Origin of the sequence: Paenibacillus anseongensis (assembly GCF_009757995.1) — a bacterium.
Taxonomy (GTDB): Bacteria; Bacillota; Bacilli; order Paenibacillales; family NBRC-103111; genus Paenibacillus_E; species Paenibacillus_E chondroitinus.
In genome coordinates this window covers 156,340-179,762 of record NZ_WSEM01000034.1, presented here as the reverse complement: position 1 = coordinate 179,762, position 23,423 = coordinate 156,340, and the positions used below count along the sequence as shown (strand labels likewise).

The window sequence follows — 23,423 nt, the reverse complement described above, 5'->3', positions numbered from 1 at the left end:
TGTATGAATTTTTCGCGAAATCATGTAAAAAAACAGGGTTTAAAAGGACTACCATGATAGATGTATCTTATCATGGAGGTTATCAAAATGGAGCTAATTAAAGCGGATGTAACCGTCGTTGGCGGAGGAATTGCTGGGCTGTGCGCCGCCATTGCTGCTGCTCGTCAAGGGCTGCAAGTTTCACTTATCAATGATCGACCGGTTCTTGGGGGAAATGCCAGCAGCGAGGTTAGGGTTCATATCAACGGGTCGGCCTATCTCGGCAAAAGTCCATCCTATTATGCGCGTGAGGGCGGGTTAGTGGAAGAGCTAAAGTTGAAAATTTTCCACTATAATCCACTATATAACAAAAAGCTTATGCTTTCGCTTTCGGATACGGTCTTGTTGGATATGATCTATGATGAACCTAACATTTCTCTATTTCTGAATACATGCGTGCATGAAACGGGAATGGAGAACGGCAGAATTAAGTGGGTTGAAGGCTTGCAACTGGCTTCTGAAAGGAAATTACGTTTTGAAAGCCGAACCTACATCGATTGCTCTGGAGACGGAGTTGTCGGATATCAAGCAGGTGCTCTCTTTCGATGGGGAAGAGAAGCGAAGCATGAATACAAGGAGGATTTGGCTCCTGAAGTGGCGGATCACTACACCATGGGGGACACAATCCTTTTCCAAGCACGCGATGTAGAGTATCACGTTCCGTACAAGAGGCCTGGCTTTGCGTATGATATTACGAAGTTGCCCTTTTTCGATAGTATCAGAAAAGGCTTGAACCATCGGGCTTTTCCTAGAAAAATCAACGGGCTCGGCGGATTATGGTGGCTGGAATACGGCGGGCATATGGATGTTATTACAAACAATGAAGACATTGCATTAGAGCTGCGGAAACTGGTTTACGGGATTTGGGATTATATCAAAAATAGTGGTGAATTTGATGATGTAGACAATCTCATCTTGGATTATGTATGCCCGATTCCGGGAAAACGGGAATCCAGGCGATTTATTGGGAATTACATGTTATCTCAAAACGATCTTACAGCGAAGCCACATTTCGAAGATGCTGTATCCGTTGGGGGCTGGTATATGGATTTACATGCTGCCAAGGGCATCTACGATGAGGGGCCGGCTACAGCGTGGAACTTCGTGCCGGGCTTATACAATATTCCGTTTCGTAGTTTATTTTCGCAAAATATACCTAATCTTATGTTCGCTGGCCGGAATATAAGTGCTACCCATGTTGCTTTCGGATCGACAAGGGTAATGGCAACCTGCGGATGCATGGGGCAGGCAGTTGGAACCGCGGCTGCGTTATGCTTGAAATATGAGGTAGACCCCGCAGAAATCGTCCGAGCACATATGGGAGAGCTGCAGGGGCTGCTGCTTCGAGACGGACAAACGATAGTAGGGCTTAAAGAGGAGTTGGATCCTTATTTCGCTGATGGATTACATATTCGTTCCTCGTCTCAGCGCAGCTATGACAATGTTCATCCAACCGAAGCGATTCCCTTGGACCAAGGGTTATGTTTGGTCTTGCCGATTCAGACATCAGAGGCGGATAGCGTACAGGTTAAAATTAAAAACAGTTCCGAACATTCGGAAACGCTGCATGTGAAGTTGTTTGGTGGAGAACGGAAGGAAAACTATATTCCGACTAGCCCGTTGAAAGACTACAGCTTGGCTATTGCAGCTGGTTATGACGATTGGATTACGTTGAATTTGGGCTGTGCGAAACCTGCGGACGACAAAATCTACATTGTACTTGAAGGTACAGAGAGGCTTGCCGTATACAGTAATGAAGAGAAACTTACTGGAGCGGTCAGCTTTCATTATAGGCCGGAAGTGCCGTCTAGGCTGAAGAAATTCAACAAGAGCATTTGCTTTAAGGATCTGCTGCCATACCAGAATATGTATAATCCCGAGAATGTCGCCAATGGCTACTCTAGACCTTATGGTCTGCCGAACGGCTGGATTTCCAAATGTACGGAAGAGCAGGAGTGGTTGGAATTCAGTTTTGCAAGTCCTAAAAATCTGGACGAAATCCATCTTGTTTTCAATTCGCAGCTGGACTTGGAGCATTTTGACGATCCCATTGAGTCCCTTATCCAAGACTATGATGTGACCTTGACCTTTGAAGACGGAACCGAGAGGAAAATCAGTATCCGTGGAAATTATCTCACGTTGAATAAACATAAAGTGGATGCGATAAGTGTCACCCTAATCCGATTCGATTTCAGTGCTACATACGGTACGCCTTATCATGAAGTGTTTGCTGTTAAATTGTATGCTCCTAAAAATGATCAGTGAGGCCAGGTGAAGTCGCGATGCAGGAATTATTCCCTCGAAGAGGGTTGCCTAATGTCATTCAGAAGTTGGAAGATGGGGAAGAGGTAACAATCGTCTATTTTGGCGGCAGTAATACGCGTTCTGAAGGATATAGGGTCATGACGGCGGATTGGCTTCGGGGACAATATCCCAAGGCGGATATCCGCTCTGTCAATGCAGGCATTGACGGAACTGGGTCGGATTTGGGCTGCGCCCGTTTGGAGACGGATGTGCTTCGTCATCAACCTGATCTCGTATTTGTGGAGTTTGTCGGTAACGATGGCGGAGTCCCCGAGTCCAAGGCGCGAATTGAAGGAATTGTCCGTCAAATTCGCAAGCGGAGCCGATTTATAGATATCTTGTTCGTTTATACGCTGAAAGAGCGAGATGTAGCAGGATTTCAGTCTGGGGAGTACCAAAAGGGAGCTCTTATGCAAGAAGAAGTGGCCGATTATTACGGTATTCCTTCGATTCATCTGGGTGTAGCGGTCAGTCGCTTGGTTTCGGAGGAAAAGTTAGTGTTCACTTCAAGGTCAGGAGAGTCAGGAGATTCCATTCCCGGGGTCATTGTTTTTACGCATGATGCGATCCATCCGATCATTCCCGAGGGGCACCGGATATACACGGATACAATCACTCGGTCATTTGAGCGGATTCGTGCACTCGGGGTTTATTCGGGCAGTGTTGAACATAACCTGCCTCAGAACCCTCTGGTGCCAGCCAATCCATGGGAGTACGCCGCAATGCTGTCGCTGGATGGCCATGCCCATTTATCAGCAGGATGGTCCTTCGTGACTCCCGATGATTTTGCGCTGGCCCGCAAGTACGATTGGTTATTTCCCGGACTATGGCGAGCAGTCGATCCCCGAGAGGCTATCACGGTGCAGTTCCAAGGCACACATATTGGACTGTTCGATATCGGAGGACCTGATTCCGGCAGGCTGAAGGTGACTGTGGATGGCGGGGAATCGTTCCTTGTCGACAGATTCACACCGTATAACGACCATAATCGGAATCAGTATGTTTTCTTGCCGGAGCTTCCGAATGGGAACCATACGGTTCGCTTTGAAATCGATAATGAGAAGACAGACAAAGCGGCCGTGTTTGAAGCATCTGGCAATGAACGAAGTAGAGAGCATGTTCAGCAGCATCTGGATTGGTACAACCAAACGGTGATCCAGCTTGGCAAATTGTTGGTGGTGCAGCCGCCGGTATAACATCGAGAGACCTACATGGCATCTGACGGCTGTTGAGCAGTCTAATGCTATGTAGTTTTTTTACTTAAAATCTTATAAGAAATTCTTGAAATCAAAGAAATTTCATGATGATGTGACCTGCTATGATAAAAAGACGGAGGTGATTACTTTTTTGAAAGCGCAATCAATTTAGGAGAGGATGTGAGTGATCTGGTGAAAAGGAAACTGTTTTTCTTTATTTTCATAATGGCGTTGATGGTTCCTTTAGGCTTATTTGGAATAAGGAGCGCTAATGCGGAGACCTTACCGTACAAGACAATTATCATCGATGACGGGAGTATCACAATTGATGGTGTTATGACTCCTGATGCAGATAATGAGAGCAATGGATACTCGGCTCCAAATTGGACCACAAGTACAGGGGTGAAGGGGTACGATAATTCCAGTTCCAAATATACAAGTACAGCAGGCAGAACCATATCGTGGAATCCGCGATTGGAAGCAGGAACAGCGAGAATATCATTTTACAAGCTTGATTGGGCGGATAAAGCGGATAGCAATGTGAAAATCGAAATCGTGCATAATGGCATAACAGATGTGCAATTTATAGATCTTAGGCCTTCATTCGGGGCGTCAGCGGGATGGGTTGACCTGGGAGAGTACTATTTTTCCGGGACAGGTGAAGAATTCGTTAAATTGACCCGGTCTACCAGCAGCTCTAGCACGATACTTACGCGCGCGGATGCGGTTAAGTTTGAAGGGAATATTCAGCAGAGAGAGCCTCATAAGACGATCATTATTGATGATGGAAGCCTCACGATTGATGGAGTCGTCACCACTGATGTAGATAACAAGACTAACGGATACTCAGCTCCCTATTGGAGCACGAGTACAGGAGTGAAGGGGTATAATAATTCCAGTTCCAGCTATACAGATGCCGTGGGAAGAAGCATTACATGGAATCCGCGATTGGAAGCAGGAACGGCGAGAATATCGTTTAACAAGCTTAATTGGGCAGATAAAGCAGATAGTAATGTAAAAATCGAAATTGTGCACAATGGGATTACGGATGTCATGTTTATGGATCTCAGGCCCTCATCAGGCCCAGCTGTTGGATGGGTTGATTTGGGGGAGTATGTTTTTAGCGGTACCGATACCGAATTTGTCAGACTGACTCGAACGCAGCCTACGACGGGCACCATCATTACGCGGGCAGATAGCGTCAAGTTCGAAGGGAATATTCGGCAGCAAGCTCCACCGTTGCCTCCGCTGCGCAGCCGCACATTGGCGAATCTCAGTTATACGGAAAAAGGCAGCATCGAGAACGCAAACTATAAGGCGACTTTCTATGAAGCTGCTTGGGATGGAGGCAAATCCATCGTTCGTGATCTGTTCTATAAGGACACAGAAACAGGGAACTGGGTACCAATCAATCATGTGGCGGAAAGACTTGAAGAACAATGGGTCCTGTTGGAAGGGAATGCAGGGAGTCGGACCAATTACTACGATACGATGAACAAACGGTGGATTACATTTGATGGGATCAATTTCCCTGATAGCCATACTGCCGTATTAACCGATTCTTTGCATGGAAGCGATTACGATTTACAAGTGAATTGGTCCCTGTCTGGAGACAGACCAGATGTTTCCTTCACTTTTACTCCACGCCGGAATGGGAATTATGTCATTGGCTATCAATCTTTCACAACAGAGTTAGCCTCTGGTGTTAATGAAGTGTTAAATGGCTTCAGATCGCATGCCAAAATGGTAGGATCGGTTGAATCAACAAGTTTGAGGGAGCTAAGTGCTCCGATGAGTCTGATTGAGAAGAAAGACGGAGCGGGGAACGCTTTGTCCTATGGAATATTTGTACCGTCAGAGGAGCTCCACGTCGAGTTTGAACCGACAGGAGGCGTTACCCAACAACGGCTTGGCATGAGTCTTGTCAACAACGAAGGCACTGTGCAGCCGATTCTTTATGCGCCGCAACTAGGGACTTACTCGCAGATGACCGCTGAAAGCACGTATCAGTTCCATATGGGGCTAATCGCTCAAAACAGCAGTCTGTATAAGGCCTACGAAGACATTCTCCGCAGTGAATACGGTTATTCAGCATACAGGGAAAATGTCGCGAATCAATCACTTACAGATGCGATGTTCAATATGATCGATTTGCTCAAGATCGAACCTCAAGGGGATGACTCTGTTAATTACGTTCCGTCGCCCAGCGGCTGGTGGAACCGAGCCAAGGGCTTCATTGATATCGAGAACGAGGATAGCGTCCGAACAACATCAAACGCGGCTCTTCTAGGGGCCTACTATCTGACCGGGGACGATCAGCTTTACGATAAGAGGGCATTACCGTCCATCGAGTACGGTGTCTCGCGAAATGGGATTGGTTGGTCGCCAACGCAGAAGCCGGTATACGGCGTGCCGTCATTATGGAAAATGGCAACCTTGCCATTCGATGTTTCAAGCGTAGCCGCTGTCAATCAAATGCTGGGCACTTCGCCAGGCATTGGGGCGTTGGGGCAGGAAGAGTATCTTGTACGAGATCCTGATCAGAAAGATCGGGGGCCTGTCATTCAGCCCCTTATGATGTATCGGATGACGGGGGATGCGCAGTACTTACAGGCTGCCAAGGATGCAGCCGACAGCTATATCGCTCTAAATATCGATACACCTGCATCTGTAAACGTGAGTAAAAATGAGTTTATTTATTATTATGGCAAGCTGTGGATGGAGATTCTGGAGCTTTACGAAGAAACGAAGGATCCCAAATACTTGAATGCCGCCTACAAGGAAGCGAAGCAGTACGCTACCATGTTCGTTGCTCGTCCGGTTCCTGAAGGCACCGTTACGATACCGCAGCCGGAGACGTATAATTACGCGGAATCGTTCCATTGGCCGGAAAGTGGTAAATACGCATATCCTAGGAGCAAGCTCCCTGAAGATGTAGCTGGGGGCGTACAAGCGGACAGTTGGCTTGTTTCACCCAACGGGTTGACATTTGAGGCGGGAAGTACAACCGGCTATTATCGAATGAATGCTCAGGAGGCTCCATTCATGCTGAGATTATCGCTCTATACAGGCGATAAACTGCTGCAGGATATCGCTCATAATGCGGTCATCGGACGATATTCCAGTTATCCGGGTTATTACTATAAGGGTTTTGCAGTTAGCCAACTTGAACCAGATTTCCCTCTGGAAGGTCCAAGTGGGGCTACATCCATCTATTATCACCATATGCCAGCGCAGCTGGGGCAAACAATGGATTATCTGATCAGTGAACAATCGCTGAAATCAAATGGAAGTATCACCTTCCCGTCCGTATTTGAAACTAATTTTTTATGGTTCAAATATCATCTTTATGGGAATAAACCAGGTCAATTTTACGGCAATTCCAACGTGTGGCTCTGGATGCCCAAAGGAATTATCCAGACTAACCATCCGCAATTGAACTGGATAACGGGAGAAAGTGGAAATAAATTCTACATCAGTTTAAGCAACGAATCGCAGGTTGAGGTACAAACTCCAATTGAATTGAATGCACAAATGATTGGGTTCAACCCAGCACAAGATTATAACGTAACCATCATTCGCGACAATGGGACACCCGTGCAAGCCGTTATGAGTGACGGAATCATACAGGCCACAGTTTCAAGCAAGGGAATAACAGCTATCATTGTGGAGGGGCTAGACATTGATGTGCCGTTGCACCAGGTTAGAACGGCCGATACATCGGATGCCAGTTATTTCTTCGATGTCCACAGTCCTATAGATGCTGTTAAGGGCATGCTAATCGTCAAGCCTGACGAAACGTCCTACGATGCTTATGTGGAGGCAAAAACGACAAAGCCAGCGACGATCCATTACTCTTTGGATGGCGGTGTCACGTACACGACCGTTCCAGATACGATTTATCCGATGGAATGGTCGATACGGGTAAATGATTTATCCCAAACGTTCACTTATTATGTGGAATCCGATGGCAAACAGACCCGCAAACGGACGTTATATCTGGCTGATCAGGTAGCGACAACGCCAGTCCAACCGGATTGGCAGCAAGGGCCATCGATCATTGTGGATAATACGGAGGCTGATTTAGAAGGTGTCTGGATACGAGATACAACGGCCAATGACTACTATTACGATAACTATGTATATGCCAAATCGACAGCGGGTACAGCAACAAGCAAAATTGCCTGGCGACCAGATCTTCCTGAAAGTGTCACCTATAGCGTGTATTACAAACTGCCGCAAATAACAGCCTCAAGCGAAAATTGGGCAACCAATGCCTCATTTACCGTTTATTATAGCGGGGGCTCCGAGACGGTTACCGTTGATGAGTCAAAGGCCGATGGAACGTGGGTGTTCCTTGGCGCCTATCCTTTTGCATCAGGGGATAGCGGGTATGTCGAACTAATCAATAAGGCCAACAAGTCACGGGTAATTGCAGATGCCATGATGTGGGTGGACCCTAATAAGACGCTCCAATTAGAGTCGGTGGCCATCAAGTCGAATAAGGACGAATTGCAATTGACACAAACTGCTCAACTGAGTGTAACCGGTTATTTGGACAATGGACTGATCGGTGATCTGAGCCATGCCAATGTGCAGTATTTCGTTGATAGAACGGATCTAGCTGAAATTGACAGCAATGGCGTGTTGACCCTTCGAAGCCTAGATGGAGTCACAGAAAACATCACGGTGTGGGCCATTGTTACGTTGGATGGAGTGACCTTAACAACACCATCTTTGGCTATAACGATTAAGGATCTGACGGTTATCGTCGACAGCACGGATACGACGGGATTATACACGACGGAAGGGTCTTGGAGCCAAAGTAATTTAGCCGGCTACAAAATAGGTGTTAAATCACGTTATTCTACCGTTCAAGGATCATCGGCGACTTGGAAAGCCCAGCTTCCAGAAGGGAGATATACGGTCTCCATCTACAAGATCGTCCATACAACGGCAAACGATAATCATGTCAAAGTGGAAGTGAAGCATCAGTCCGTTACCGAGGTCACGTATATCGATGCGACAGTCGGCTCATCGGGTTGGGTTAATCTTGGAACGTTCGACTTTACAGGAGACGGCAGCGAGTATGTTCGTTTAACTAGGGAGACTCCAACTACGGTAGATCCGCCAACCCTTCCTGCTGATATGATTTATACGAGGGTTGATGCAGTCAAGTTTGAACGGTAATCCTTCAGCTCAATAAAACAAAAAACCGAAAGTATGAGTATGTATCTCTCAGACTTTCGGTTTTTTTGTTAACAACACAATTTCGACTGCCTGTTGATAGATACATAAAAACGTATGATAATGTAAGACATACATTTCTTATACATTTCTTAACAATAAGGCTGGGGGTATGAAATGAAGCTGCAGGCTGCTGGCAGATCCAGATGGCTCGTCTATCAGAAGATTGTGATCGTGTTTATCGTGTTGCTTATTCCTTTGGTCGTCATGAATATAGGGGTGAATTACAAAGGGTTAGCTTTTGTTAAGGAGGAAATATCCGAGTCGGCGGTTGCCGGCGCGTCCTTTTATTCGAAGCAGATCGACAATGAGTTATATTTTATTCGGAACCAACAGCTGCTGTTCATGAACAACCGGGATCTGCAAAAGCTCAGTTTTGTAGGCGGTACGATTGAGAATTTTGAAGAGGTCCAACTAATCGATCAAGTGAAAGACAGCTTGCTTACGCTGCAAAGCTCAAGCGATTATGTGGTCGATGCAGGGGTGTATATCAAGTCGGTCGGCAAAATCATATCCATGATGAACGGCGTTGAGAGTACACCGAATGAGACATTCAGGATGATCTCCACGTTAATGGAAACCACGCCAAAGCCGTCTTTCTATAGACTGGGCGATCGCATGTTATTTATTGAAAGCGAAAACAATTCAGGCATAATGTCTTATATTGAAATTTCTAAAAGCAAGCTATTGGCGGCCTTGAACCAAATTGCGGCGCTATACCAGAAGTCAGCAGTACTGTTAGGAGATGAGAAACTGGGAAGTATACTCTCTACCGCAAAAGACACGGATGTTATCCCTACGGTGCTGTCGCTGGTTGAAGAACAGAGCGAACGTAATACGAACAAACCCATCATTCAGAAAATAAATGGCACAAGCTATTTCATCACGCACAGTCAAGTCAGTTCATTAAATTTGTCGCTGGTGATGTATGTCAATCAGAATGAACTTACAAGCAAGCTAAATCAGTTTACTACCTGGTTTTATGCGATTTTTGCTATCACTATTACGGTGCTTCTTCTTTATTCTTTCTCGATCCACTTCATGATTCATAAACCGCTTTCCAAGCTGACCAAGGCATTTCAAATGATTGAAACGGATAATTTGAATTTGAGTATTGAGTCAAAGCGAAAAGATGAGTTCCATTATTTATTTAACAGCTTTAACCGGATGGCGAATCGATTGAAGCGCTCCATAGAGGAAAATTATGAACAGAAAATCGCTCTCCAGCATTCTGAATTGAAGCAGCTGCAATCGCAGATTAACCCGCATTTTCTATATAACAGTTTCTTTAATATTTACATGATGTGTAAAACGGGGGACTCGGATACCGCTGCTGAGCTTTCTCAGAAGCTTGGGAGCTACTATCAGTACATCACGAGGAGTGGGTCCGATGAGGTCCCTTTATTTAAGGAGTATCGACATGCGCTTGATTACTGCGAAATTCAGTGTATCCGGTTTTCGAATCGCATTCGCTATGAATATGTAGAAATGACGCATCCCGTACAGTCGGTACTGGTACCTCGACTGATTATTCAACCCATTGTAGAGAATGTATTTGAGCATGCCTTTGAAGACGGAACGACGCAGGGAATCGTCTATCTCTATGTTGATTACCGGGAGCAAGGCATACGTGTTACGGTGGAAGATAACGGGAAGTCATTAACGGACGAGAAGCTTGAGCAACTGCGCACAAAACTTGCGAGTAGTGCGGAACAAAAAGAGAAGACGGGAATGACGAATGTAAACGTCAGACTTCAACTGAAATATGGGGCGGGCAGCGGTGTATTCGTCTCCCGCAGCCAACACGGAGGCTTACGAGTAGATCTGATAATAAACTTTATCAAGGAGAGGTAATCATGTACCGACTGCTTATTGTGGATGACGAACCGGCTATTGTGAATGGTCTGGCACTGCTTTTTCAGGAAAAAGCGGATTTCGAACTTGAGGTTTGCAAAGCTTATTCAGCGAGAGAAGCACTTGAAATCGCTAGAAAAACGAAGTTAGATGTCGTGGTTAGCGATATTCGAATGCCCCAGAAGAGCGGATTACAGCTCATAGACGATATTGTATATTATTGGCCTTCTTGCCGAATTATTTTGCTGACTGGTTACAGTGAATTCGATTATGTCTACGAAGCCATTCGTAAGAATGTGGAGAATTATATTCTGAAGACAGAAGGGATCGACCCTATCTTTGAGGCTGTTAAGAGGGCAATCGATAAATTAGAGCAGGAGAATCGCCATCATATGCTGGAGGAAAAAGCGCTGATGCACGCTCAATTCGCTGAGCCACTGCTCAAAAAAGAAATGCTGGAAGCTTTGCTGCTAGGTGAGCCGGTGACTTCGCTTCTTGCGAATGCTCGATACGCAGAGGTGGAATTTCGTATACAGACAGAACAGCCAGCCTTTTTTATTGCAGGACAAATTAACCGTCTGGAGGAGCAATCTCCCGCACATAAATCGAAGCTGCTGCAGGCGGTGCAACAGTCCTTCGACACGCATCTTCCCGTTTCGATTCATGGCGAACAAGCGATTTATGATGCGAACACGCTGGTTTGGCTGCTTCAACCCCATCATGAATTAATAGCCCGGTTCACGGTAGAGGATCATGAAGTGGACTGGCAGGGCATTGTTGGATATATGAAAAGTATTCTGGAAGCGGTGCAGAATGACTGTGAAGAGAATTTGGATGTTTCCGTCTCGTTTGCGGTATCAGGCAATTTAGTAGATGAGTGGAATGATCTTCATGAGCAAGTAGAGGCTGCCCGCACGAATATTCTCAAAAGATTTCAGCTGGGACAAGAGATGGTTGTTCTTGACCTGGGCATGAAGGCGGAGATGATGTCATCTCAAATGCTGCTGATTGAACAAATTCATCACTATATCCAGAATCAGCTTTCGGGAGATTTGTCGCTTACGGCCATTGCCGCAGAGGTGCACTTTAATCCCTCCTATTTATCCCGCTATTATAAACAAATTACAGGCCGCAATCTGATGGAATATATTCAATCGACCAAGCTGGAATCAGCAATTGCGATGATGGCCAATCCGCAGATGAAATTGAATGAGATCGCATCCAAGTTAGGTTTCGATTCGCCTTCTTATTTCACAACGTTTTTCAAGAAAATGACGGGAACTTCACCGCAAGAATTTCGCAATTTACAATAAGTGAAACAAGAAGTAAATAAAGTGAAAGCAATGTAAAAGAATTGAAATTGTTTGCTTTCTCCGTTTACCTTTACAATAAAAACGTAGGGAAACAAATGAAAACCTATTGCGAATTAAAGGGGGAAAGCGTTTACTATGACAAGTAATCAAAAAGTGAAGCTGCTTCTGACGGGAGGGATGGCCCTCTCGCTGTTGACCGCTTGCAGCAATCAAGTAGGCGACAAACCGAGTTCTCCTGCGCAAGCGACAGCAGGCACAAGTACGGGTTCTGCGCAAGATCCATTAGGCAAGTACGCTGAACCCGTAACGGTTACACAAGTACTTGGATTCAACCCGCCGGAAGATCCGAGAACACAGCAGGGGATTACACCGGATAAGAACGCTTATTTTAAAGATTTGAAAGAGATGACGAATATCGAGGTTAAATATAAATGGACCGTTCCTTCAAGTCAGTTTGAGCAGAAGTTTGCTCTATCTATGGCTTCAGGAGATCTGCCCGACATTTTGGAACTCGATCAGAAAAATTATGAGAAGTTAAAGAAACAGGGCATGCTTGCTGATTTGACGGAAGCTTACAAACAGTACGCATCCCCTGCGCTCAAAAAGTATATGGAGTCCGACGGCGGATTCGCCATGAAAACGTTCAGCTCAGAAGGCAAGCAGCTGGGTATTCCTGCTTTCGAAGATCCCTTCCTATCAACGCAGCTGCTTTGGATTCGGAAGGACTGGTTGGACAATTTGAAGCTTCAGCCACCCAAATCGATTGATGAACTTGAGAAAGTCGCTGAAGCTTTTGTAAAAGGCGACCCGGACAAGAATGGGAAAAACGATACCTATGGCATCGCGATGCAAAAGAACTTTTTCTTCTGGGGATTTGATGTTAGAGGCTTATTTAATGGCTTCGGGGCTTACCCTTCCGTCGGCGATAATCAGTCCGCTTGGATCAAAGGCGCAGATGGCAAATTAGTCCCGGGACTTATTCAACCTGAAGTGAAGAATGCACTGGCTAGAATGCAGTCATGGTATCAAAAGGGCATCTTCGATAAAGAGTTTGCGCTGAAGGACGAGAATAAAGCGGTTGAAGATATCACGGCTGGCAAAGTAGGGATATCCTACGGCGAATGGTGGTACCCGAACTGGCCGCTTAACTTGAACGTGGATAAGGATCCCAATGCAAACTGGATCGCGCTTCAAATCCCTTCACTGGATGGAAAACCTGGGAAGTCACTTGTTCCGACACTGCGCAGCAATAAAGTATTTGCTGTTAATAAGAATGCGAAAAATCCGGAAGCTGCTATTAAAATGATTAATTTCTACATTGAAATGGGTAAAAAGAAATACATCGAGAAGAATAAAGCGGAGAATGGCTATGTTTATAACTGGTTTAATCCGAGAATCTACAATCCGGCTCAGATCGATACGATCTACACGGAAGTCAACAAGGCGCTCGATGCCAAACAAAATGAAATTACGCTCGATGACGAAAATTACAAAAACGTAGCCGACGTCTTCAAAGCAACGCAGGACTTCCTCGCTAACAATACGACGAATGCAAGCAAAGGCGTAAATTGGGGGCAGTACTACAGTCGTGCAGCCAAAGAAGGCGGCTGGGGGCTGACGCGTCAGATTCGCGAAAATAAAGCGTTCGTTAACAACGAGTTTTACAGTGTTCCTACCCCGACACAAGTCGAAAAGGGCGGCCAGTTGGATAAGTTAATGTCGGAATCATTTACGAAGATTGTGTTAGGCGGTTCGCTGGACGAGTTCGATAAGTTTGTAGCCAGTTGGAAGACGCTGGGCGGAGACCAAATTACGAAAGAAGTCAATGAGTGGTATAGCACTGTTAAAAAATAAACAAGTTGATATTGCGGGGGAAGTTACGGGTTAATAACTTCTCCCGCTCTATTTCTACACACTTAGGAAAGGGAGGAGCATTCTACGATGCGAACATTACGCAGAGATTTCCCGCTGCATCTCATGCTAGTGCCGGGAGTTATCTTGACGCTTATATATGCTTATGGTCCGATGGCGGGCATCATCATGGCTTTCCAAAATTTTGAACCGTTATCTGGATTCTTTAAATCCAAATGGGTCGGATTTGACAACTTTACCTATGTGTTTCATTTACCGGATTTCAATCAAGTGCTATGGAACACCCTTCTGATCTCTATATTCAAAATGATTTTATTTCTGCTTGTGCCTCTTATTCTTGCGCTGCTGTTGAATGAGATTACGAAAAAATGGTTTTCGGGCTTGATTCAATCGAGCATATTTTTGCCCTTCTTTCTTTCATGGACAGTACTTGGTGGCGTTATTATTGAACTGTTCTCCTTAAATGGACCCGTTAACGGTTTGATATCGCTGTTAGGCTTAAAGCCAATCTTGTTTATGCTCAACAACGATTGGTTCAGAGGGATCATCATAGGCTCTGATGTATGGAAAGGGATGGGCTACAACATGATTATCATGTTGGCTGCTATCACGGGCATTAACATGAGTCTATACGAAGCGGCTGAAGTGGACGGGGGAGGAAAATGGAAGCAAATGCTTCACATTACGCTGCCGGGTTTAGCGCCGATGCTCATTTTACTCGGTGTATTGAGTTTGGGAAATATTTTAAATGCTGGTTTCGAGCAAATTTTACTCATGTATAACCCGACTGTGTACCAAGGATCGGATATTATCGATACGTTCGTCTATCGGCTTGGGATGTTCAGTCAGCAATTCGGGCCTGCAGCAGCAGTTGGATTATTTAAATCTATCATTTCTTTAGGTTTGGTTTCTATTTCCTACTATGCTGCCTACAAATACAACAATTACAGAATATTTTAAACGGTTGGAGGATGTATTGTGGTCTATAAGCAATCGTTAAGCAGGAAGCTTTTTGTCGTGTTCAATGTGCTGTTGCTAACTCTCATCACCGTATTAGGTATTATACCTTTTATACATTTACTTTCTGTTTCGCTTAGTTCGAATACCGCAGCAATGGCCGGTGAAGTGAAACTTTGGCCTGTCGGCTTTTCTTGGGATGCGTATGTCTATCTGGGAGAAAAGGTGGAATTTTTCCGGTCCCTGTGGGTATCCGTGAAGCGGGTTGCGCTCGGCAGCGTAGTGAATATGCTGCTTGTGTTCATTACGGCGTATCCTCTTTCCAAATCGCAAGATCAGTTTGCTTGGCGAACGCCTTATGTTTGGTTTTTCGCTGTGACCATGTTTTTTGGCGGAGGACTTATCCCGACGTATATCATTGTGAAGAATACAGGGATTATGGATTCGATCTGGGCGCTTATTTTACCAGGCGCATTAAATGTATGGAATATGATTCTCATGCTGAACTTTTTCAGAACGATTCCCAAAGAAATGGAAGAAGCGGCAACGATTGACGGAGCCGGCCATTGGAAGATGCTGTGGCAGATTTACTTGCCCGTTTCGCTCCCTTCCATCGCGACGATCGGGTTGTTTACCATTGTTGGCCATTGGAATGCTTGGTTCGACGGTATCCTATATATGAATTCGCCTGAAAACTACCCTCTGCAAACGTATCTTTCTACCCTGATTACAGCGATGAGTTCGCAGATGACAGCCGTTTCTGCCGAGCAATTGAAAGCCATGGAAAATCTCAGCGAGAAGACGCTTCGGACAGCACAAATTTTTATGGGAGCTTTGCCGATTATGGTTGTCTATCCTTTTGCTCAAAAATATTTCGTTAAAGGCATGACGGTCGGCAGCGTTAAAGAGTAAACGAATAATCGTTCAAGGGAGACAATAGCAGATGAAAAAAGTGAAAGTTGCACTAATCGGAGCAGGTTTAAGAGGAGTTAATTATCTGGAATACGCCTTGCAGCATCCGCATGAACTTGAGGTTACCGCTGTAGCTGAGCCTAATAAGGAGCGCAGAGAGAATTTTAAAACTAGGCATGGTTTACACGAAGACAAGTGTTTTACGAGCTGGGACGATCTATTTGCTGCGCCAAAGATGGCGGATGCTGTCCTGATCTGTACGCAGGATAAGCAGCACTATGAACCAACGATTAAAGCTCTGAAGGCAGGGTATCATGTTCTTTTGGAAAAGCCGATGTCACCCGATGCGCAGGAATGCGTGTTGATGGGAGAGATCGCCGCTCAATCAAACCGCGTTTTTTCCATTTGTCATGTTTTAAGGTATACGAATTTCTTTGCGACTATCAAAGGGTTGTTAGAAAGCGGTTCCATCGGGAACCTTATGTCGATTGCCCATAATGAAAATGTGGGCTATTGGCATCAAGCACATAGCTTCGTAAGAGGCAATTGGCGTAGAAAAGAGGACTCCAGCCCGATGATTCTGGCCAAATCGTGCCATGACTTGGACATCCTGTTATGGCTAGCAGGCTCGGATTGCATACGTGTATCTTCCTTCGGTTCTTTATCCCATTTTACTTCCGATCAAGCGCCGAAGGGTGCACCGCATCGCTGTCTGGATGGCTGCCCAGTAGCGGACGACTGTCTCTACTATGCGCCAAAACAGTATTTGACGGATAATACGCATTGGCCTACATCTGCGATTAGTGATGATCTCAGCTATGAGGCTCGCTTGAAAGCGCTGCAGGAAGGGCCTTATGGCCGCTGCGTGTATCACTGCGATAATGATGTCGTTGACCATCAGGTGGTGAATTTAGAATTCGCAAGCGGCGCAACAGCGGCATTCACGATGAGTGCATTCACCAGGGATGTTAGCCGAACCATTAAGCTGATGGGCACAAAGGGCGAAATTCGCGGTTCCCTGGAGAAGCAAGAAATCGAAGTCATTCATTTCGGCAGCGGGAAGGTGGAGCGAATTACCTTCGAGGATGCCGGAGGCCATGTTGGACACGGCGGCGGTGACACGGGTTTGATCAAAGATTTCCTCAAGCTGGTTCGAGAGGACGGCAATAGCCAAGGACTTACGTCAGCCTATCATTCCGTACAAAGCCATATGATGGCATTTGCCGCTGAACAGGCGCGAGTGGAACACAGTGTTATTGAGCTGAAAGCTTTTGTCGAGTCCATAAAGATTCAATGACCGATTAAGCAAAATAGGTATTGGATAGGTTCACACAACCAAGCAAAATGGTCAAGTTTACATATACTAAGGACAAGATGAAGATTAAGGGGCTGAGATGTTGATGCGGAAACAATCTATAATCGGTGCCTTAAATATCGACACGAATTCAGGAACCATTGTCAACGGCGATATGATTAACATTTCGCCGACTGAAATATCTAGAAGTTTCAGAGGTTCAGGCATTGACGTTACGGGTGACAATGCCACGACAGTTTCATTTATTAACATAACCTTGATTTTTGGTTCAACTCCCATTGACAATAGTTCAACCAAGCTCAAAAGAAAAGTATCAAAATGAAAGTGAGAAAAACCTTAAGAAAGGGCTGCCTTGTGGCAGTCCTTTCTTTGTCTGCATTCGATTGTCGGGAGAGGCAAACTTCACGTCCTATCGTCCTATAGAAATGGATGCGGATGCGGATTGAGCTGCCCAATCTTCAATGGCTTTTTCGCATATCCAAGCTCCACAGGCACTTGAAGGACTCTCTTCAGCCCCGTCAAGCGTTGCAAATGATGTCCGAATGTCATTGGCAGCATGCCTGGAATCAGGACTTTTACGCAATGCAACCCGTTCCGCAGTGTTTCGGGCGACGACTGATCCACCACGATCACATCGAGGTTCAAGCGGCGAAATACCTCGATCATGTCCTTCAAATCGTCGGTCAGATCCGCATGGCTAGCCTTACGCTTGAACTCCTCGTCAAACGTTCTGAGCGGACGTTGTCCGTCCAGCAAAAATCGCAGCCGATCCTCGGCTTGTGGCAAACCGTACAGCAGGGCATGATCCTCCATTTGCAAAACGAGATAAGGACCGTCCAGCATTTGCTTGACTTGTTCCAGGTTCGCCTCGAATCTCTCTTGCAGGAAGAGTAATCTGCCGGCCAATTCGTGAATGGCGCTTTTCGCAGCCCGCACGGGATCCAAATGGGCTCCTGCTGCACAGATAAGATTCATCTTCCCGGAGTTGATGCTTTTCGCGAGTGACCAAATGCTCGGAATCCCGTTCTCCATCGTCATATTAAACAAATGCACGTCGTATCCAGCGACTGCGCGCAGCCTTTCGAGCATGAGCAGCAGCTCCTGATCATGAGCGGAATAGGGATCCAGGCGAGGGATTGGCAACTGTGCGTACCAGGTCATGAGGAACGAGTCGCGCTCCGCCACTTCCAAAATCCCATGTAAGATCGCTTCCTCCAAGCTTCCGCCTAACGCGCACCCGTTGGAGCCTTCCTGGACAAATCCGCCGCCGAATCCCGAGCTGTAATAAGCGAGACTCTCCGGAACAAGGATCGGGCAGTCTCGCACAAGCGAATAGCCCCAGACCCAATCGATCGGGAGGTCGGGATCAAACGGTTCGAACGTGAAATCAGGCAGCGCGTACTGTTTCTTCGAATATAGCCCAACCGTGGATGGATCAAGGGCTTGATCCGCAACACGGTTGAAGCATTCGTAGATTACGGTACGTTTACCGCGGGGGGTTACTCCGCAGAGTCGTTCCAAACCTTCCAAGATCGCGGTCAATTCGCTTTCCGCATAAGAAAAGCTGCGTCCTCCCGTTATTTCATCTCCCATTAGAAATGACGGCAGATTAACCCCCGCCCCGGCAAACGGTGACTCAAGGTCAAGCATCTTGGCATTAAAAACGCCGGTCCGCGAGTCTAGATAATCCTTAGCCAAATGTAGCTTCAGGTCATCAATTGGACGGCTGCGGTAACTGTCGGCGCTTGTCTTAGGTCTAGGCTTGAGCGTAATGTCGGATGCCGCCGATGAATCATCGGGCAAGCTGCCGCACACCTCACAGAGCGGGTCAGGCAGAATGAAATGGAGCGAGCTATTCAGAGTTAACAGGTTAACGATATACATATGCTGTTCCGTGTGGGCTCGATTGCCCTGCAGTACACGCTCAATCTCTGCAATCAGCAAGTGGGCTGTTTGCCAGATTCCAGAAGGCGAAGAGCTGACGTGCTGCATATCTCCAGGGGACGCCGTGAAATGTCGGTTATCCGCACATTGGGAGCATCCTGGCATGCTCGGACGAACGAGCGGACCGACGATGCCCTCATCCCTTGAAAGATAGCCTCGCAACCACGGGATGCCGGCCTGCTGTAGAACCTCTTCAGCCTCGAAGTATCCGGAGGAAGGCCAGTCATCGTGCAGCACTACCGCCAATTTCGCCGAATTCGGTATGTCTGAAGTGAAATCTGGCTGCCGAACGACCTCATAACGCTCCATTAGTTCTCCGTATACGCAGTCGGCCAATAAACCTTCCCCGACAACGGATAGGATAGCATGCATGCCGTTCACCTCCTCTCACGTTGAGTTGCTTACCGCTTTCTTTAAGATGATTTCAGTATATCTGTGTGAGGATGAATATATGTGCGATTTGGATCATGAGGGACAAGTAGCTATACATAAAATTACATGTGAAGGGTTGAAAAAGATCGGGAAGTAGGAAGAGGGGTAAAAATGACAAAATTTAAGCCCAACGTATTGGCGATCGGCTCTGGTCCATTTTTAATTTCGCTCATTTCTGCGCTGCTTGCATCCGGAATGCCCAAGATTCATGTGTTAGTCTCTGGCTCAGTGCCGACGGATCGGCAACGGATGTTAAATCTGGCGGCTCGTACGCGTAACATAGACCCCGAGATAACCATAGAGGAAGTTGCCCTTGAGAAGGAAGGGGATCATGGTTGGCGAGAGGCACTGAGGCCATTTGATGCTATTTTGTATATATCACAGGAGGGGAATATCGAGGAACTGCGATTTCTTCACGCTATTTGCAGGGAGGAGAGGAAGCTGTTTCTTCCCGGAGTAGGTCTGCAGCAGGCGGGACTTGCGGGTCCGCTTGTGCATCCCGACGATAAGGGAGGCTGGGAGTCAGCGTTTCGCAGCATTCACGAGTCAGCGATTTATAAAGACCCTCAGCGGTACACTTTTTCTTCTACTGCGGGAGCGATGCTAGCGAATGTAATCGTGTTTCACTTATTACAAAAGATGACGGGAGCGCTCGATGCGGAACAAAGCAATCAATTCTTCCTGCTTAATCTCGAGACATTGGAAGGAAAATGGCATTCGTTCATGCCTCATCCACTGGTCAGCGGACGTGTCGCAGCTGAGTGGATTCATGATTTCGAGCTGCAGCTTGAACGGAGATCAAGCCAAATTGATGGCGGATTGCTTCCTTACTTTGGCCGGCTGACATCGGCGGAATCAGGGGTTTTCCATCTTTGGGAGGAAGGAGACTTGAAGCAGCTACCGCTTGCTCAGTGTCGTGTTCAGGCCGTCGATCCGCTATCGGCAGGGCCGGCCAGGCTTCTGACAGACATCATTTGTGCAGATATGACGCATGAGGGAGCCAGGCGGGAAGCAGGATTGACCGGGATTGAAGCGTATGTGTCTCGCATGGCCGGTCTGCTCGTTCAGGAAGAATGTATTGGTGTTGGAGCGGGGGAAACATTTGCAGAAGGAATTGGCCGTGGGCTGCAAAAGAGCTTGGCCGAGCTACTGGACAAGCGACACGCCCACCAATTGCCATCTGTCTTTCGAGTACAGTTGTCTACAATCGAAGATCAACACTGCCGATTTTATTTACAGGCTTTGACAACGATGACGGGAGCGCCAATGATTGGTTTGGGAGAGGAAGTATGTGGATTCCCTGTGATGTGGGTTGGCACAAGTGATCGTTGGTATGGCTGTGCAGGCTTGAATGTAACCTTGGCATTACGTGCGGCATTACAACAGGCTTTAATGGAGGCACAAAACAAACTTGCTTGTCCCACATCAAACGTATTGGAGGTACCGGCTGTACAGCTAGCCGAACAGTTGCCTTTCATTGTTGAAATCCCTGCCTGTGATCTAACGTTAAACACGGATGTTCTTCAGTCCGCTATACAGGTTTTGGAACGGAACCATAAACAACTCTTGGTTTTGGATCTGGCCGTAAAATCGTTTTTGAAAGAAGGGTTAGCCGGTGTGTTCGGTGTGTTGCTTAGGAGCAACGGGAAAAAACGGCCCCGAATTTGAGTTCGCGGCCGTTTTTTCTCGTTGTTTATTGTGTTGGACTAAGAAATTACCATACGAAAGCAGATGTGATGATTACCAAAAGAATAAAGAGAACCAAAATTGCTGCTGCGCTGGAACCGTAACCTGCACAACTACCACCATAACCGACTGCACCCATGTTTACTCATTCCCTTCTGGTGATTTATCACTACCGTATAAGATATGTTAGATAAGTGCCGTGTGATTGGACGTATGTACCTATTTGCACGACATGGAAAAAATACTCGAGAGCTTGCATTATGTGCGCACGCAGAAAAAAAACGGCTCGCTTTTTATAAGCGGCCGTTTTTTCTTTTGTTTTGGCTAAGAAATTACCATACAAAAGCGGATGTGATGATTACCAAAAGAATAAAGAGAACCAAAATTGCTGCTGCGCTTGAACCGTAACCTGCACAACTACCACCATAACCGACTGCTCCCATGTTGACTCATTCCTTCCTGGTAATTAGTAACTACGGTATACATTATGTCCGCTGAGCAGCAATTGATTGGACGTATGTACCTAGTTGCAGTTATCCGTTAACCAAGATATTTCTCCTGTAAGTTTCGATAAGTTCAGTCGCTGTATCTTTTGTATGATAGACCCCGTGAAAAGGACCGGTCGGTGAGCAGTAACCAACAGGAATCTGGAAAATTTCTTCGATTAACAATTTGATTCCGGGTAAATTTCCGATTGCGGCTTTTGAATACGCCTCAGTAACTTCATTCGCGCGATATTGAAGATCACGGGCTTCCTCGTACAAGCCTGCGCTCATTTTTTCCATCATCACCTTATGGTGATAACAAGTAACGGCTTGTAGAGCTCCAATATTACCATCGGCTCCCATCAGTTGTGAGCAAATAGCCAGCTCGTCGGCTCCCGTTAAAATGTTAAGATCGGGTTGATGCTTCTTAAATCTTTCTAAGAAATAAAAGTTGTTGTCCGTAAATTTAATACCACGGAAAGTGGGAACCTCTTTCATAGCCTCGAGGAGCTGGGAAGGTTCAATGCTTTGTCCGCCAGTCAGCGTTTTCCCCATAGCTACCCAGTAAATATAAAAGGGGGTGTTTGGAGCGGCCGCAGAAATGCGTTTGAAGTAATCGACGTTGTCTTGCAATGTGGCTTGTTCTGAAATGCCAACCGATGCGACGGCATACGCGCCGTGCTCTGCGGCATGCGCAGCGAGTTCAATCGAATCTTCTAGATTCTCGTTGTACCCGACGTGTACGAAAATAGGCAATTTATGCTCGGCAGCTTGTAATACCGCTTCGGCCCATTGCTTTCTTTTTTCCACACTTAAATATTGGCCCTCGCCTGTCCAGCCCAGCATGTATAAGCCATCCGCCTGCTGCTTGACGTACATGTCGATTAAAGCCGGAGCCAGCTCCGTCTTGACATTCCCTTCTTGATCCAAAGGTGTGACCAGTGCAGGGAGAACCCCTGTCATTAATTTATTTTGCATCGTAATCTCTCCATTCTAGTAGATTTATAGATTTTAGCCTTTGATAGCTCCGCTGGTCAGTCCAGCGACAAAATATTTATTTAAAGCAATAAAGACAACTAACATGGGTAAAACCGACATGACGGTGCCTGCCATCATCAGATCCCAAGAGGTTACCGATTCTCCGGAGGTTTTCATAGACACAATTCCAACGACGAGAGGTTGCTTGTCTGGATTTCCTAAGGTAAACACCATAGGCAGCAGGTAATCGTTCCACGAATTCATGAAAGCCAACAAGCCGACGGTTGCAATAAGTGGTTTGGTCAGTGGGAAAATGATGTTGTAGAAAATTCTGAAAAAGCTGCAACCATCTACTTTGGCTGCTTCGTCGATCTCTTTCGGAATCCCGTCGATAAATCCTTTGGCTAGATAGAGATTCGTAACATTGATTCCGAAAATGTAGATAATGATAACTCCCCAGAGCGAGTTGTTCAAATGCAGCATTTTTGCAATATTGAGTTGCGGGTAGAGATATAAGCTGCCTGCTGAGATGAACATAGAGAAGGTGATTAGGGCAAGCAATAGGCGTTTTCCTAGAAAATGTCCGCGCGAGAACACATAACCCGCAGAGATGGAAGTAAAGATGGTCCCGATGACGATGAACGTACACATATAGATGCTGTTCCATACGTAAACTTTGAAATTGGATAAATTCCAAGCTTTCACATAGTTTTTGAGAGTAATCGTTTCAGGAAAAAAGGAGGTAGACGTTAATATGCTTGCCGTGTTTTTCAACGAACTAATGACAACGTAAAAGATTGGAAAAATCACTATTATGGCGAGCAGCGCCAGAAAGAAATAGAGTGGAATGGCTTCTATTGCTCTTTTCGTTTTCATTCTTTCCATTCTC

The 23,423-nt window shown here is 46.2% G+C and carries 16 protein-coding genes; 11 read left to right on the top strand and 5 right to left on the bottom strand.

Annotation, left to right across the window (positions count from 1 at the left end; all coding sequences use genetic code 11):
- The first annotated feature begins 87 nt into the window (after window positions 1–87).
- The 10 genes from GON05_RS31955 to GON05_RS31910 all read left to right on the top strand — a co-directional run bounded on the left by GON05_RS31955 (window position 88) and on the right by GON05_RS31910 (window position 17,331).
- Window positions 88–2,304 (top strand): FAD-dependent oxidoreductase, encoded by a 2,217-nt coding sequence (locus GON05_RS31955; RefSeq protein WP_157325128.1) that lies wholly within the window; start codon window positions 88–90, stop codon window positions 2,302–2,304.
- A 17-nt stretch (window positions 2,305–2,321) separates the two neighbouring features.
- A complete protein-coding gene (locus GON05_RS31950) occupies window positions 2,322–3,539 on the top strand; it encodes an SGNH/GDSL hydrolase family protein (protein WP_157325126.1) in 1,218 nt (405 codons plus the stop codon).
- A 225-nt stretch (window positions 3,540–3,764) separates the two neighbouring features.
- Entirely contained in the window at window positions 3,765–8,729 is a 4,965-nt protein-coding gene (locus GON05_RS31945; RefSeq protein ID WP_185157260.1) for a golvesin C-terminal-like domain-containing protein, read from the top strand.
- A gap of 174 nt (window positions 8,730–8,903) precedes the next feature.
- Complete coding sequence (locus GON05_RS31940) at window positions 8,904–10,640, top strand: sensor histidine kinase (RefSeq protein WP_157325122.1); 1,737 nt, start codon at window positions 8,904–8,906, stop codon at window positions 10,638–10,640.
- 2 nt (window positions 10,641–10,642) lie between these two features.
- On the top strand, window positions 10,643–11,953 hold the full coding sequence (locus GON05_RS31935; protein ID WP_157325120.1) for a response regulator transcription factor: 1,311 nt from the start codon (window positions 10,643–10,645) through the stop codon (window positions 11,951–11,953).
- 135 nt (window positions 11,954–12,088) lie between these two features.
- On the top strand, window positions 12,089–13,807 hold the full coding sequence (locus tag GON05_RS31930) for an extracellular solute-binding protein (RefSeq protein ID WP_157325118.1): 1,719 nt from the start codon (window positions 12,089–12,091) through the stop codon (window positions 13,805–13,807).
- A gap of 87 nt (window positions 13,808–13,894) precedes the next feature.
- Window positions 13,895–14,785, top strand: coding sequence for an ABC transporter permease (locus GON05_RS31925; RefSeq protein ID WP_157325116.1), 891 nt, complete (start codon window positions 13,895–13,897; stop codon window positions 14,783–14,785).
- 18 nt (window positions 14,786–14,803) lie between these two features.
- The gene (locus GON05_RS31920) at window positions 14,804–15,694 is read left to right on the top strand and encodes a carbohydrate ABC transporter permease (protein ID WP_127455805.1); all 891 of its coding nucleotides are present in this window, start codon (window positions 14,804–14,806) and stop codon (window positions 15,692–15,694) included.
- 31 nt (window positions 15,695–15,725) lie between these two features.
- Window positions 15,726–16,991 (top strand): Gfo/Idh/MocA family protein, encoded by a 1,266-nt coding sequence (locus GON05_RS31915; RefSeq protein ID WP_157325114.1) that lies wholly within the window; start codon window positions 15,726–15,728, stop codon window positions 16,989–16,991.
- A 103-nt stretch (window positions 16,992–17,094) separates the two neighbouring features.
- The gene (locus GON05_RS31910; protein WP_157325112.1) at window positions 17,095–17,331 is read left to right on the top strand and encodes a spore germination protein; all 237 of its coding nucleotides are present in this window, start codon (window positions 17,095–17,097) and stop codon (window positions 17,329–17,331) included.
- Window positions 17,332–17,426: 95 nt separating this feature from the next.
- On the opposite strand, the gene GON05_RS31905 is transcribed toward GON05_RS31910, so the two are convergent.
- Window positions 17,427–19,325 carry a TOMM precursor leader peptide-binding protein gene (locus tag GON05_RS31905; RefSeq protein WP_157325111.1) on the bottom strand — a complete coding sequence of 633 codons (1,899 nt, stop codon included), beginning with the start codon at window positions 19,323–19,325 and terminating at the stop codon, window positions 17,427–17,429.
- Window positions 19,326–19,496: 171 nt separating this feature from the next.
- On the opposite strand from GON05_RS31905, the gene GON05_RS31900 reads away from it, so the two are divergent.
- Window positions 19,497–21,053, top strand: coding sequence for a bacteriocin maturation protein (locus GON05_RS31900; protein WP_157325109.1), 1,557 nt, complete (start codon window positions 19,497–19,499; stop codon window positions 21,051–21,053).
- A gap of 46 nt (window positions 21,054–21,099) precedes the next feature.
- Here GON05_RS31900 and GON05_RS31895 read toward each other — a convergent pair whose 3' ends face one another.
- The 4 genes from GON05_RS31895 to GON05_RS31880 all read right to left on the bottom strand — a co-directional run bounded on the left by GON05_RS31895 (window position 21,100) and on the right by GON05_RS31880 (window position 23,410).
- Complete coding sequence (locus GON05_RS31895) at window positions 21,100–21,210, bottom strand: YjcZ family sporulation protein (RefSeq protein WP_079412559.1); 111 nt, start codon at window positions 21,208–21,210, stop codon at window positions 21,100–21,102.
- Between the two features lie 193 nt (window positions 21,211–21,403).
- The gene (locus GON05_RS31890; protein WP_079412559.1) at window positions 21,404–21,514 is read right to left on the bottom strand and encodes a YjcZ family sporulation protein; all 111 of its coding nucleotides are present in this window, start codon (window positions 21,512–21,514) and stop codon (window positions 21,404–21,406) included.
- Window positions 21,515–21,604: 90 nt separating this feature from the next.
- Complete coding sequence (locus GON05_RS31885) at window positions 21,605–22,534, bottom strand: dihydrodipicolinate synthase family protein (RefSeq protein WP_157325107.1); 930 nt, start codon at window positions 22,532–22,534, stop codon at window positions 21,605–21,607.
- A gap of 33 nt (window positions 22,535–22,567) precedes the next feature.
- Complete coding sequence (locus tag GON05_RS31880) at window positions 22,568–23,410, bottom strand: carbohydrate ABC transporter permease (RefSeq protein WP_157325106.1); 843 nt, start codon at window positions 23,408–23,410, stop codon at window positions 22,568–22,570.
- Window positions 23,411–23,423 lie beyond the last annotated feature (13 nt).

Excerpts from the sequence above, each read along its gene's own strand:
- GON05_RS31955 (WP_157325128.1), top strand. The coding sequence starts at position 88 with ATGGAGCTAATTAAAGCGGATGTAACCGTCGTTGGCGGAGGAATTGCT.
- GON05_RS31950 (WP_157325126.1), top strand. The coding sequence starts at position 2,322 with ATGCAGGAATTATTCCCTCGAAGAGGGTTGCCTAATGTCATTCAGAAG.
- GON05_RS31945 (WP_185157260.1), top strand. The coding sequence starts at position 3,765 with ATGGCGTTGATGGTTCCTTTAGGCTTATTTGGAATAAGGAGCGCTAAT.
- GON05_RS31940 (WP_157325122.1), top strand. The coding sequence starts at position 8,904 with ATGAAGCTGCAGGCTGCTGGCAGATCCAGATGGCTCGTCTATCAGAAG.
- GON05_RS31935 (WP_157325120.1), top strand. The coding sequence starts at position 10,643 with ATGTACCGACTGCTTATTGTGGATGACGAACCGGCTATTGTGAATGGT.
- GON05_RS31930 (WP_157325118.1), top strand. The coding sequence starts at position 12,089 with ATGACAAGTAATCAAAAAGTGAAGCTGCTTCTGACGGGAGGGATGGCC.
- GON05_RS31925 (WP_157325116.1), top strand. The coding sequence starts at position 13,895 with ATGCGAACATTACGCAGAGATTTCCCGCTGCATCTCATGCTAGTGCCG.
- GON05_RS31915 (WP_157325114.1), top strand. The coding sequence starts at position 15,726 with ATGAAAAAAGTGAAAGTTGCACTAATCGGAGCAGGTTTAAGAGGAGTT.
- GON05_RS31910 (WP_157325112.1), top strand. The coding sequence starts at position 17,095 with ATGCGGAAACAATCTATAATCGGTGCCTTAAATATCGACACGAATTCA.
- GON05_RS31905 (WP_157325111.1), bottom strand. The coding sequence starts at position 19,325 with ATGCATGCTATCCTATCCGTTGTCGGGGAAGGTTTATTGGCCGACTGC.
- GON05_RS31900 (WP_157325109.1), top strand. The coding sequence starts at position 19,497 with ATGACAAAATTTAAGCCCAACGTATTGGCGATCGGCTCTGGTCCATTT.
- GON05_RS31895 (WP_079412559.1), bottom strand. The coding sequence starts at position 21,210 with ATGGGTGCAGTCGGTTATGGTGGTAGTTGTGCAGGTTACGGTTCCAGC.
- GON05_RS31890 (WP_079412559.1), bottom strand. The coding sequence starts at position 21,514 with ATGGGAGCAGTCGGTTATGGTGGTAGTTGTGCAGGTTACGGTTCAAGC.
- GON05_RS31885 (WP_157325107.1), bottom strand. The coding sequence starts at position 22,534 with ATGCAAAATAAATTAATGACAGGGGTTCTCCCTGCACTGGTCACACCT.
- GON05_RS31880 (WP_157325106.1), bottom strand. The coding sequence starts at position 23,410 with ATGAAAACGAAAAGAGCAATAGAAGCCATTCCACTCTATTTCTTTCTG.